Below are 12,642 nucleotides of genomic sequence, written 5' to 3' on the forward strand. Positions count from 1 at the left end.
TGATCGTCACCAGCAGCGAACTGCTGGAACATCTGGCAAAATGGTGCAATCAGGCGGCCTTAAACCAACCGCTAATCGTTTCCAGTCGCCGTTTGGCTACACTGGCTGGCATACTGGGTTTTTGTGACCTCAAGGTGGCGTCTGGAGCAACGCCAGCTGCGTTGATAGCGGCGTTGGAGACCTGCGACCCACAGGGTGCCGATGTCGATCAAGGAACTTACTAAGGGCTAGCGACAGATGAGCAAACACGTAAACGATCAGGACGATGCACAACCTACGTCCGCTGATGCCTCTCAAGGCGTCCCTAAAACGACCGACAAAGCAGCTTCCACGACCGACGCGACCGAGCCCAGCGCGGCGCCTACCGCGCAGAACTCAACGACCCCGACTCAAAGTGGGGCTAACAATAGTCGTTCGCGGCGGCGCGGCAAGGGAGCCCCCAATGCGAGCTCTACAGCAGCTAGCACCTCAGAGAGCTCCACAGAAAAAAGCTCCTCAGAAAAAGTCTCTGCAGAGACAAGCACGCTGGGGGACGGCACGCCTCAGGCGGGCACCAAACCGGCAGGTGTTACGCCCACAAGCAGCAGTTCCACTAGTACGGCTAAAGATAGTACCAGCACGGCCTCTTCTTCACCGAGCACGGCGGCATCTAGCTCTTCAAACACGTCTGCGGGCTCTGCAGCGTCAAAACCCGCTGCTGAAAAGGCTGGCAGTGGCACTGCGCCGCCGTCCAGTCATAAAAAGGGTGGCAGCGCGAGCAGCGGCGATGGAAAAGGCGGTGGCGGGAAGAGCGGTGGCCTCGCCATTGCCCTTGTACTTATTCTGGCAATCGCCCTAGCGCTAGTGGCATGGCAAGGCTGGCAGCGCCTGGATAGTCAGCAGCAGCGCATTGACGAGCTAGCGCAACAGGCTGAAGGCAGCGCATCGCAACAAGCGGTTAGCGACCTTGAATCGCGCTTAGACAGCGGCGAAGCAGAGCGCAATGAAACGATCCAAAGCACCATGGGTGAGCTGCGCGATGAATTTGCCAGCTACCGCAGTGATGTCGATGAAACATTGGGTCAAGTGCTGGATCAGCTCTCTCGAGAGCAGGACACCGACGAGGGTGAGTGGTTACATGCCGAAGCGGCTTATCTACTCCGCCTAGCTAACCAGCGTCTGCAGTTAGAGGGCGACGTTGAAGGCGCGGCCGCGCTCCTGCGTACTGCCGATGCACGCCTTGTCGATGCTGACAACCCTGCGCTAACCACGGTACGTAGCGAGATTGCCAGCGAGCTGGCGGCACTCGACGCCGTGCCCCAGATTGATCGCACCGGTATTTACTTAGCGCTGAATGCCCAGCAGGAACGCATTTCAGGCCTGCGCCTCTCTCAAGAAATTGAGGAACAGGCGGTGACCTCAGGCATTGAACAGCCGCCTACCGGCACTTTCCAGCGCCAGTTAGCGCGCTTTGGTCAGGAGCTCAAAGACCTGGTAGTGATTCGCCAGCACGATGAAGCACTGGAAGCATTAGTCACGCCAGAGCAAGAGTCTTACCTGCGTCAGAGCCTTCGTCTTGTGCTAGAGCAGTCTCAGCTAGCGCTGCTCAACGAAGAGCAAGAGCTGTATGAAGCTAGCATCGATAAAGCCATTGAGCTTCTAAACGGCTACTACGACACCTCACGTGAAGAAGCGCAAAGTGTTATCACGCGGCTTCAAGAGCTGAAGCAAGCCCAGGTAAAACCGGAACTGCCGGATATTAGTGCTTCACAGCAAGAGCTCGCACGCTTTATCGAGAATCGCTATGAGACGCGTGGCCAAAGCGGAGGTGATTCATGAGAAAGCTTGTTCTCCTCATTGTCGCTGGCCTCGCCGTCGGTGCCCTGTTTGGGCACCTGATGATGTCGGTGCCTGGCTATTGGCTTATCCGCGTTGGCGACACGTCCATGCAAACCTCATTTTGGTTTGGTCTGGTACTGCTGTTCGCTGCCTTTATCGTATTGCATTTTGTGTTACGTCTGCTCAGCGGCATTATTCGCCCCATGGGGCGCTTTCGCAGCTGGAACAGCCGTGCTCGTAACCGCCGCGCCATGCAGCGCACGGTGCGGGGCTTGGTAGCGCTAACCGAAGGCCGCTGGAAAAAAGCTGAAAAAACACTGGTTAACGCCGCCGATGACTCCAGCACACCGTTGGTGAACTACCTCTCTGCAGCACTGGCCGCCCATTACCAGGGCCACCACGCGAAATCTCAGGAGCATCTCAATCAGGCGCAGTTAACCACCGAAGGTGCCGATACTGCGGTGGGCTTAATGCAGGCGCAAATGATGATTGAGCGTCAGCAGCCAGAAGAGGCATTGGCAATCCTTAATCGGCTGGATAAGAAACTCTCGAACCACCCGCAGGTGCTCAAGCTGCTTAAGCAGGTGCATTTGAGCGTCAACGATTGGGAAGGTCTACGGCGTTTGATTCCACGCCTAGCAGCGCAGAAGCTAATTACTCAGCAAGAGCGCGAGCAGTTGGAGTTTAAAGCCTACCGCGAACTCATCGTGTTTGAAGCCCAAAACCCAACAAACATCGAGCGTGTGCGCGGCCTTTGGGCAGATATGCCCGACTACCTACGCGGCAATACTGAGCTGATTGTGCTCTACACCGAAGCGCTCATTCAGGCTAACGAAGAGTCGATTGCTGAACGCCTGCTTAACCACTCACTGGATCACCACTGGGATGCACGCTTGGTGAAACGCTATGGCCTGCTGAACGTCAATGCAGCCCGCCAGCTTGTTAAAGCAGAAAAGTGGCTGCAGGAGCGCCCCAACGATCCAGAGTTGCTGCTAGCCTGTGGTCGGCTTTCACTGCGCACCGGCAAATGGGAAAAAGCGCTGGAGTACTTTGAAGCCAGCCAACGTCAGCGACCCAATGGCGAAGTCTGCGCTGAGCTTGCGCGCCTCTATGCAAGCCTTGGCGAGCATAACAAGAGCCAACTCTACTACCGCCATAGCGTCGAAATGTTAGCCAAATCACTACCTTCGCTGCCTCAACCCAGCGATGCCAGTGATAGCAAAAGCCCAGCAAATAAACAAACTGGCATTAAAAAGATGAAAAAACGAGCATAAGCGGATTGTTCATGCGCAAGTAAAAGGGGTACCAATAGGGTACCCCTTTTTTAAGCCGTTAATTTACGACCGCTTTGGCATTAATCATCAATGTATTAATCATCAATGATTGGTGCGCTACTCACGCGATCTTCGGGCAGTTCGCTGCGTACTTCAGCGACTTGATCAGCGCTTACTTCACCGGCCTCATTGCCCCATGCTGTGCGCACAAAATTGGCAACCTCCGCAACTTCCTCATCCGACAGGCGCCAGGCAAAATCGGGCATAGCAAGCGTTGCTGGGCGCTGTTTGGTCGAAGGCAGACGTGCACCGGATAAAATAACACTAATAATCCCCGTCGGATCCTCGGCATTGACCAGCGAGTTATCCACCAGTGATGGAAAGACCTGAGCCGCACCTTGACCGCTGGCAAAGTGGCAGGCGTTACAGTTATCCAAATACAGCCTGGCACCGGCATTGCCGTCCACATCCGCCCGAGTCAGCATCCCCTGTGTCTCTTCGGCCGCCTTCTCGTCCTGAGGGGCACGTTCGCCTTGGTTATTGGAAAGCGACTTGAGATAACCCGCTATCGCAAAAAGATCCTCCTCTTCCAGATGCGACGTGCTGTGCGCGACTACCGAGGTCATTTCGCCCACCACCGCACTATGGTCATTACGCCCCGTGGCTAGATAGTCAACGATATCCTGCTCTTTCCAACGCTCAACGGCGCTTCTACCTGCACCATCGCCGCGCAGGCTCGGCGCATACCAACCCTCCAGGGTTGCGCCCGCCAGGAAATCACTGTCGTCACCTGTTAACGATTTTTCCTGGAAAAACAGCCCCCGGCGCGTATGGCAACTACCGCAGTGGCCTAACCCCTGCACCAGATAAGCGCCTCGATTGAGTTCATCGCTTAGCTCCTCATCGGGGGTAAATGGCTCAGCGGAAACGAACAACCAGTTCCAAAGCCCAATGCCCCAGCGCTGATTGAAAGGAAAGCTCAAGTCTGTGCGCTCAGGCTCGTTGCTTACCGGTTCAAGGCCTTCCATAAAGTAGGCGTATAGCGCATCAATGTCCTCATCCGTAATACGTCCATAGGAAGGGTAAGGCATTGCGGGATAGAGCTTTTTGCCGTCTTTACGAACACCCTTGCGTAGCGCTGCGGCAAACTCGTCGCGCGTATAGCTACCAATACCAGTGTCCGGATCAGGGGTAATATTGGTCGAGAAAATCGGCCCAAAAGGGCTGTCGACAGCCAGCCCACCCGCGAATGGCTCTCCATTCGGCGCCGTGTGACAGGCCACACAGTCGCCCGCCCGAGAGAGATATTCCCCGCGCGCTATCTCGGCTTGATCAAACGCTACGGTTTGAGTAGCCACACTTACAAGACCAACGCCTGCCAGCCACAGGCGCCATTGTCGATAGATCATTATGGTCGCTCTCCTTAGGCTTGAACCAAGGGTCCGGGGTTGGGCAAATATTGCTCGCGGATGGCTTTTGCCGCCCAGTAAGTCAGCGCGCCGACAAGCCCCGTCGGGTTGTATTGGATGTTCTGCGGGAAAGCGCTCGCTCCCATTACAAAAACGTTGTGGACATCCCAGCTCTGCAGGTAGCGGTTAAGTGCACTGGTGGCAGGATCAGTGCCCATAATGGCCCCCCCCACGTTATGGGTGGTTTGATACGGTCGAACGTCGTAGCGCGAATCAAAATCCTTGAATGACAGCTTGTAATCATCCGGGCCAAGCGCTTTGGAGAGGGTGTCAATCTTCTGCTTCATAAACTGCGTCATACGCACATCATTGGCCTTCCAGTCAAAGGTCATGCGCATTAGCGGCCTGCCATGGTCGTCGGTATAGTTGGGATCAAGATCCAGGTAGCAGTCACGGTAGGCCATATTGCTACCATGGGAGCCAATCGTCATGGTATGGCCATAGGACTCCTGAACCGCTTGCTTCCAACCGCGCCCCCAGGTTGGCGCACCTGCAGGCAGTGGCATATTGCGAATCGGCTGACCATTAGTCATCGCGGCGTTAATATACGAACCGCCGATAAACCCTTCCTGACCAAAATCGATCTGCTCAACGCCAAAGTCGTTTATCACTTCACCATTGCCACCAGCCCCGATAAAGGGATTAAACTCCTTATCTTTAAAAAAGAGCGTCGACCCGCCGTTCATTTGATAGGCGTAGTTTTTACCCACCACGCCCTCGCCGCTGACCGGATCATAGGGCGTACCGATACCCGACAGCAGCATCAAGTGCACGTTATGCAGGGAGTACGCCCCCAGAACGACAAGTTCGGCCGGCTGAAAGACTTCGTTGCCATCGGCATCGATATAGGTAACGCCGGTCGCTCTTTCGCCAACGTTATCCAGTTCAACCCGCAATACTTCGCTATTGGGACGGTAGGCGAAATTATCACGCCGCTTTAACGCGCCCAGAATGCAGGTCTGGGGCGACGACTTGGAGTAGTTCAGACAACCATAACGCTCGCAAAAGCCGCAGAAATTACACGGCCCCAGCTGCATGCCGTAGGGGTTGGTGTATGCTTCCGACGCATTGGCCGCTGGCAGGGGGAAAGGGTGCAACCCTTGATCCCGCGCCATTTCGGCAAACAGTACATCGTTATAGGTGCGTGCCAGCGGCGGCATCGGATACTCATCTGAGCGCCAACCCTCAAACGGGTTACCGCCTTCCTGAATGTCGCCATTAAGGTTACCCGCCTTGCCAGAAATACCGGCAACCTTCTCGAAATAATCAAAGAAGGGCTCAAGCTCATCGTAGCTGACGCCGTAATCCTGAATGGTCATGTCATCAGGAATAATATCGGCACCGAAGTTCTCTTCGACATAGCTTCTTAGACGTAGCTCCTCAGGCTGTGGCCGCCAAGTATGGCCATTCCAGTGAACGCCCGCCCCACCCACACCATCACCGGGCAGAAACGAGCCAAGACTACGGTAGGGAACGGCCATATCGCCAACGCCGTGGCGAACCGTCAGGGTGCTTTTAGCAGGATGCTGCATCAGCTTATAGCGCACTCCATAGGTAAGCTCGTCAACTATTTTGGGGTAGGCAAAGTCAGGCACGGTATCGCGATCTTCGCCACGCTCTAGCGCCAGCACGCTTAACCCCTCCTGAGTCAGCTCCATGCCCATAATTGAATTGGTCCAACCAAGACCAATCAGCACCACATCAACCGGTGGGTTTGTTTTCGCCATGCTTACCCCCTTTCGCCTGTCAGGCTGACCGGCCCTAACGGATACTTAACATTATGCTGATCCACCCACTCCAGGTACGACCCCCTCGCACCGGGGAAACCAATAAACTGCCACGCGGCCATATGTTTGTTGCCGCCGTGGATCGGGTCGGCAAAATAGCCCTCTTTGGTGTTTTGCAATAAAAAGGTAAAAAACTGGCGGGCACTAACACTCTCAAACGTAATCTGTTCCTGCTCTAGCTGCTGCAACACTTCATCCTGAATGCCACTATCAAGCTCACTGAACTCTTGCCCATATTGGCTTATGCAGTAATCGCGCGTTGCCGCAATGCCCGCCTGATAAACGTCTCGCGGTAGCATTGACGACTGATACCCCATCAGTGGCGATACATCGTCAGGAAAGGGGCCTTTCATATACCAGTCGGCGGCGTAGCCAAAACGGCCTTCCATTTGCCTATCGATAAAAATTGGCACGTTGGTTTCCAAAGCTCCGGGGCCGTCCCCTTCACTAGGTATCAACCGGTCGCAGGCGGCCAATATAAACATCCACTCGTCTGGGTCAAAAAAGACAGGCTGGTATTCACTTAGCTGTTCTGGTGCTTCGCGGGCGGAGGCGGTTAAAGAAATGCCACTCCCCATAGTGACAGCCGGGATGCTGGTTAACGCCCCTTTCATAAATCGTCGGCGTGATGCATTCTCAAGACTCACCGGTCTTCTCCTCTACATGTGCGTTTCACGGTATTTTTTTTATTGGCAAAAATTAGATAACGCTTAAAGGTTAGTACAAAATATATTACTTAGCCTCCTGAATTCAAGCAATAAGTGCAGCACCTGCTGTGTCCAGGGCTCCTGAGTACTCCCCCAGAAACACCTGTGCCGGTGTCCGGTAACCGAGTCGCTTTCGAGGGCGGTCGTTTAGTTTCTCGACCACCTTGCGCAGCTCGGCATCGGTGACCTGGCGGAAGTCTGTTCCCTTGGGGAAGTACTGCCGTATCAAGCCATTGGTATTCTCGTTGCTCCCACGCTGGCCAGAGCAGTAGGGATCGCAAAAGTAGGTCTTTGCGGTCACCGCCTTGCCTACGGCTATGTGGCCGGCGAACTCCGAGCCGTTGTCTAGGGTGATGGTCTTCACAGCACCCCGGCGAGGCTTCAACAGCCGGATCATGGCCGCTTGCGTCAGCTCCGCTGAGACCCTGGGCAACCTCGCCGCCAGCAGATAGCCGCTACGGCGCTCTACCAGCGTCACCAGCCCCGATTGCTTATGCCCCTGAATGACGGTGTCGCCTTCCCAGTGCCCGATGACGAGCCTGGCATCGACCTCTGCCGGGCGATGCTCAATGCCCACGCGGCTGGGGATCTTGCCAAGCCCAGCGCTCTTGGCCTGAGCCCGATGCTTGCTGCGACGCTTCGGTTGGCGGAGGTGCCGCCATAGATCGCCACCTTGCGCTCTGTCATCCCAGATCAAGGAGTAGATCCACTGGTGACTGACGCCTATGCCGGCCAACGGTGCCATGAAGCCGCTGATCTGCTCCGGACTCCACTCCTCTCGCAGCCGGTCGGCAACGGCGGTGATCAGGCTGGGCAAGCGCTTCGTCCACTTCCAGGCGGTGCGGCGGCGGTGATCACTGAGGGACTGGGCCTGCTCGGGGTCGTAGCCACCAGAAGTGGCGTTACGACGCAGCTCACGGCTGACCGTGCTGCTGTGGATTCCTAGCTCTCTGCCGATTTGACGCTGGCTCACGCCCAAGTCATAGCGGGCGTGGATCTGGTATCGTTGGGTCTGGGTCAGCTGTCGGTATCCCATGCTCTGCTTCACTTTGGTCGGTGAGCCGAGAAGGGTACCGGCGCTGACCCTCCTGCCTCCACCGTGGTGTCCAAAGTGCTGCGGTTATTCTATGAATCCAGGCCTGTTAATAATTTTTATTAGCTAAACTTTCTTTTTTAATCACTTCCGAAGAGTGTCATGGGGAGCCAAGAGACCCCAAAGCGCTAACGAGGCAAATAAAAACGCCCAGAGCACAGTTGAACTGGCCCCGGGCGTTAATAACCCCGCAGAGTAAGAACTACGGCGTGGTAATAGAGGCTTGTTCAGGCGTAGGTAGGGCAGGCTCCGGCAGTTCCGCAGTACAGTGGCCACACCGGGTAGCTTTGATGGGTACCACCATCAGGCAGTAAGGGCAGGGCTGCTCTGTTGGGCTCGCAGGTTCCACCGCCTCTTCCCGCTTTAAGCGGTTGATGGTACGCACCAGTAGAAAGACTACAAACGCAACGATCGTAAAGCTGACCACCGCGTTAATAAACAACCCCAGGTTTAACGTTACCGCCCCTGCCGCCTGTGCATCAGCCAGCGTCGCATAAGGCCCGCCCACGACCCCTTCGCGAAGCACCACAAACAGGTTTGAAAAATCCACCCCGCCTATCAACAAACCAATTAGCGGGTTCATCACGTCGGCCACCAGGCTCTGTACAATCAGCGTAAACGCACCGCCGATGATGATACCCACCGCCATATCGACGACGTTGCCTTTTACTGCGAACTCACGAAATTCCTGAAAAAATTTTGCCATCTCTTTGACGTCCCTAGCGTTTTGTTGTGACCCACACCCAAAGCTATTCCATTCAATTAAAATCATGGGCGACGACGCGTTAGGCGGCAAGTAATTTCATTCAGTTTAATCGCAATAGGTAGGACAGGCGCTAAAATACCAGGATATGCGTTGAGTGCACTGCCCTTTATGCTACTTTCCTGTCACACCAGATTAAACAGCTAGAGCCAGAAGTGATTGCAGAGTTCTCAGAGTAATAAATCACTCACTCAGCGACGTCCATCAGCACGTTTTATTTGGCACTGTTTCGTGACCAATAGAACATGCCGGATGCCTTGTTCAGTATGGTGGCTGATAACTGTTCATCGCTAGGCCTGCCCGCTAACCCATAACACACATGCAGTGGCAATAAGTGCTCTTCTCTTGGATGGCAGAAGCGTGCATGGGGGGCCTTATCCCAGTTCGCCAGACGACGACTGCGCTCTGCTTCATCGATGTCTTGGCTGGCGCATGTAGTTACTAGCCACTCTTCAAACGCCTTATTTTTCGCTTGGCTCTGTTGCGTAATGGGGCTAAAGAATTCCCGCATGTTGTGGAATGAAAAACCCGAACCAATCACCAGCAGGTTCTCGCGTTCCAACGTTTTGAGCGCCCGACCGATGGCAAGGTGCGTCTCCGCACTGAGGCTGTTAACCAACGAGAGCTGTACACAGGGAGTATCAGCCTCCGGGTACATGATCTTGAGCGGGACAAACACGCCATGGTCAAAGCCCCGTTGGGCATCTTGCTGGGCTGGAATACCAGCGTTTTCAAGCGCCCGACTCACCTGTTGCGCCAACTCAGGCTCTCCCTGACAGGGGTACTGAATTTGATAGGCTTCGGCTGGGAAGCCGGTATAGTCGTAGATCAATTCAGGGGCGGCTCCTGACGTGATCGTCGGGACAGATGCTTCCCAGTGGGCGCTGATCATTAAAATAGCCGATGGCTTGCTAATTACGTTGGCTATCCCTTTCAGCGACTCGACCATCTCCTGATGACCTGGATCGCCCAATAGGGGCAGAGGTCCGCCGCCGTGGGAAAGGAATAAAATATCTGGTGAGGTCTTCATCTTTATTTCCTCCATGACGCTGTGAGGCTTCGTCGGTAACACAAAGCGTCAGTGATCCCATAATGTCAGGATTCAAGCATAGCTATTCACAATACTGAGCGTTATTAACGGGCAAAGCGCGACTGCAGCGAGCGGTCGACTGACCAGTGCCCTGCGCCTTGGATCGCTAAGGCGGTGGTGGCAGCGAAAAGCGTGAGTGCATATTCGTAGCCGTTGTTCGCCATGAACAGACCATTACTCAAATGAACGCTGAAAATGGCGACCAGCATCGTGATGGCTGTCACGACCGCCGCCGGGCGCGTCAGAAGCCCTAGGAATAGAGCGATCCCGCCCAAAAATTCGGCGCTGCCTGCCAGCAATGCCATGGCATAGCCGGGTTCAAGCCCGATACTGGCCATCCATTGCCCGGTGCCTTCCAAGCCGTAGCCTCCGAACCAGCCAAATAGTTTCTGCGCACCGTGTGCCGCTAATATCAGGCCGACCGGTAGTCTTAAAGCCAGGGCCGCGTAGCCGCCAGTGGAATTAAATAATGTGTGTGCGAATTGGTTTTTCATGAGTTGTTCCTCGAATAGCGAATGTCGTTTATTTAACAAGCTTTGCGTTACTGATGAACGCACTTTACTCGCGTCATGAAGAAACAATAAGGTCGGAGATGTTGCATGATTAACAACAAAACGTTGATAATCTTTATTTCCGTCAGGGATAGGGAAACGAATGGATCGTATTGATGCCATGAGAGCTTTCGTCAACGTGGTTAGCGAAGGAACCTTCACCCAGGCCGCCGAGCGTCTTGAAATGTCGCCTCAGCTCGTCAGTAAATATGTGTCTCAGCTGGAAGAGCGCCTCGGTGTGCGCTTGTTGAACCGCACAACCCGAAAAGTGCATCTTACAGAAGCGGGCATTCGTTACTTTGAGCATGCCCAGCAGGTGCTAGATGACATTGACGATATGGACAGTCAGCTCAATGACTTGCAAGAAGGCGCGCGGGGTCGTTTGCGGATTAGCGCTCCTGTTTCCTTCGCGACACTGCATTTAGCACCACTGTTGACTGACTTCCAGCAGGCACACCCGGCCGTTAGTATCGACTTACAATTGAACGATAGAAAAGTGGATATCGTGGAGGAAGGGTTTGATATCGCTTTACGCATTGGACATTTGAAAAGCTCCTCCCTGATCGCTAAGTTTATTGCCCCCGTGCGGCTGGTGATATGCGCCTCCCCTGACTATTTAGCCCGCCATGGCACACCTAAAAGCCCCAGTGAGCTTAAGCAACATCGATACCTGCGTTACAGCTATATGGAGCATGATATGGGATTGCCCGCCACAGAGTGGCTCCCAACCGCTGGACGGCACCAAGAGGGGGACTTGATCAGTAACAATGGCGATGTGTTGACCAAAGCCGCTATTCAGGGGGCTGGCATTGCTATTCAGCCGACCTTTATTTCCGGCGAGGCGATTGCTAAGGGCAGCCTAAAAGTGATTCTTCCTGAGTGCGAACCAGCTCCTCTAGGTCTTTATGCCGTTTATGCGCACCGTAAACTATTGGCGAGTAAGGTGAGGTGTTTTATCGACTTTTTAGACGGATATTTCGGTGATCCGCCGTACTGGGATAACTTTGAATTTGGCGAATAGCGCTTGTTTAGCCGTTGTTACTTTTACGTAATGTGTATAGCCGTCCGCTTAGCAAAACAGGATCACTTATCATAAGCAGTCCGGTTTTTTTCTGACAATCCACGTGGCATTGTCTATTTTGTTGCCGCTGCCAAAGCGGGCAGCTTTACTGCTGCGGCCAATGAATTGGGTGTTTCTAAATCAGCGCTAGGAAAGGTTGATATGCCCGCCGCTTTTGGTCGTTCGGTGATGATGCCTATTTTGTCGAACGTTATCCGCATCTGCAGCTCACCATCACCTTCAATGATCGCATCATTGACCCGCTGGATGCCGGGTTTGATCTCGCCATTCGTTATGGAGCACTGAAGGACAGCGCCGAGTTAGTGCAGCACTACTCTCCCTCCGGCCCCCTCTTTTTCGGAACTCAGACTACTACGCTTAAACTGCAGCGCCGTCACAACATAAAACCACAGTGGCCTTGCCACTGTGGTTGAGGCCAAGCGCTACTCAAGTGACTCATAGGGCAAACCCACATAGTTTTCCGCGATGGTGGTCAGGCCCGCTTTAGAGCTGGTCACGTAGTCCAGCTCGGCCAACTGCATGCGGCTGTTGAAATCTTCCTCATCAGAGCTCTTGGCTAAAGAGAAGTTGTGCAGCATGGAGGTCATCCACCAGGAGAAGCGCTCGGCCTTCCAGATGCGCTTCAGGCAGGTTTGCGAATAGCGTTCGATCAAATCCGTGCGGCCTTCCTGGTAGACCTTCACCATTAGCCGATAGAGCGTATTAACATCGCTGGCGGCCAGGTTAAGCCCTTTGGCACCGGTGGGCGGTACAATATGCGCCGCATCACCGACCAGAAACAGTCGCCCGTACTGCATTGGTTCGACCACATAGCTGCGCAGCGGTGCGATGCTCTTCTCGATGGAAGGCCCGGTGACAAGCTTGGCGGCCACCTCGTCAGGTAGGCGACGCTTGAGCTCTTCCCAAAAACGCTCGTCCGACCAATCTTCTACCTTTTCATCCAAGGGTACTTGCAGGTAGTAACGGCTGCGGGTAGCGGAGCGCATGCTGCAGAGGCTGAAGCCGCGCT

The 12,642-nt window shown here is 54.4% G+C and carries 12 protein-coding genes and 1 pseudogene; 5 read left to right on the plus strand and 8 right to left on the minus strand.

Annotated elements, in window-relative coordinates; all coding sequences use genetic code 11:
• The 3 genes and pseudogenes from ACTH5D_RS15100 to ACTH5D_RS15110 all read left to right on the plus strand — a co-directional run.
• A pseudogene (locus ACTH5D_RS15100) lies at positions 1–224 on the plus strand (uroporphyrinogen-III synthase); the annotation flags it as partial.
• A gap of 13 nt (positions 225–237) precedes the next feature.
• Positions 238–1,818, plus strand: a complete 1,581-nt coding sequence (locus tag ACTH5D_RS15105) for a uroporphyrinogen-III C-methyltransferase (RefSeq protein WP_441672672.1) — start codon at positions 238–240, stop codon at positions 1,816–1,818.
• Entirely contained in the window at positions 1,815–3,092 is a 1,278-nt protein-coding gene (locus ACTH5D_RS15110) for a heme biosynthesis HemY N-terminal domain-containing protein (RefSeq protein WP_441672674.1), read from the plus strand. Before ACTH5D_RS15105 ends, ACTH5D_RS15110 begins: the two co-directional genes overlap by 4 nt.
• A 95-nt stretch (positions 3,093–3,187) precedes the next feature.
• On the opposite strand, the gene ACTH5D_RS15115 is transcribed toward ACTH5D_RS15110, so the two are convergent.
• From ACTH5D_RS15115 to ACTH5D_RS15145, 7 genes are all read right to left on the minus strand, one after another.
• The gene (locus ACTH5D_RS15115) at positions 3,188–4,501 is read right to left on the minus strand and encodes a cytochrome c (RefSeq protein ID WP_441672676.1); all 1,314 of its coding nucleotides are present in this window, start codon (positions 4,499–4,501) and stop codon (positions 3,188–3,190) included.
• A 14-nt stretch (positions 4,502–4,515) separates the two neighbouring features.
• Positions 4,516–6,288 carry a GMC family oxidoreductase gene (locus ACTH5D_RS15120; RefSeq protein WP_441672678.1) on the minus strand — a complete coding sequence of 591 codons (1,773 nt, stop codon included), beginning with the start codon at positions 6,286–6,288 and terminating at the stop codon, positions 4,516–4,518.
• A gap of 2 nt (positions 6,289–6,290) precedes the next feature.
• The gene (locus ACTH5D_RS15125; protein ID WP_441672680.1) at positions 6,291–6,995 is read right to left on the minus strand and encodes a gluconate 2-dehydrogenase subunit 3 family protein; all 705 of its coding nucleotides are present in this window, start codon (positions 6,993–6,995) and stop codon (positions 6,291–6,293) included.
• Positions 6,996–7,098: 103 nt separating this feature from the next.
• A complete protein-coding gene (locus ACTH5D_RS15130) occupies positions 7,099–8,091 on the minus strand; it encodes an IS30 family transposase (protein WP_301395690.1) in 993 nt (330 codons plus the stop codon).
• Between the two features lie 259 nt (positions 8,092–8,350).
• Positions 8,351–8,854: a large-conductance mechanosensitive channel protein MscL gene (gene mscL, locus ACTH5D_RS15135; protein WP_441672682.1), complete on the minus strand. Its 504-nt coding sequence runs from the start codon at positions 8,852–8,854 to the stop codon at positions 8,351–8,353.
• Between the two features lie 271 nt (positions 8,855–9,125).
• A complete protein-coding gene (locus tag ACTH5D_RS15140; protein ID WP_441672684.1) occupies positions 9,126–9,941 on the minus strand; it encodes a DODA-type extradiol aromatic ring-opening family dioxygenase in 816 nt (271 codons plus the stop codon).
• 104 nt (positions 9,942–10,045) lie between these two features.
• Positions 10,046–10,495 carry a DoxX family protein gene (locus tag ACTH5D_RS15145; protein ID WP_441672686.1) on the minus strand — a complete coding sequence of 150 codons (450 nt, stop codon included), beginning with the start codon at positions 10,493–10,495 and terminating at the stop codon, positions 10,046–10,048.
• 160 nt (positions 10,496–10,655) lie between these two features.
• Between ACTH5D_RS15145 and ACTH5D_RS15150 the strand changes: the two genes are divergently transcribed.
• Both ACTH5D_RS15150 and ACTH5D_RS15155 read left to right on the plus strand, forming a co-directional pair.
• Positions 10,656–11,573, plus strand: a complete 918-nt coding sequence (locus ACTH5D_RS15150) for a LysR substrate-binding domain-containing protein (RefSeq protein WP_441672688.1) — start codon at positions 10,656–10,658, stop codon at positions 11,571–11,573.
• 108 nt (positions 11,574–11,681) lie between these two features.
• On the plus strand, positions 11,682–11,918 hold the full coding sequence (locus tag ACTH5D_RS15155; RefSeq protein WP_441672692.1) for a LysR family transcriptional regulator: 237 nt from the start codon (positions 11,682–11,684) through the stop codon (positions 11,916–11,918).
• 137 nt (positions 11,919–12,055) lie between these two features.
• On the opposite strand, the gene ACTH5D_RS15160 is transcribed toward ACTH5D_RS15155, so the two are convergent.
• Positions 12,056–12,642 (minus strand): FAD-dependent monooxygenase (locus ACTH5D_RS15160; protein WP_441672690.1); only part of this gene is annotated, 587 nt, incomplete at its 5' end.

Origin of the sequence: Halomonas sp. (assembly GCF_052095695.1) — a bacterium.
In the GTDB taxonomy this organism is placed as follows: Bacteria; Pseudomonadota; Gammaproteobacteria; order Pseudomonadales; family Halomonadaceae; genus Vreelandella.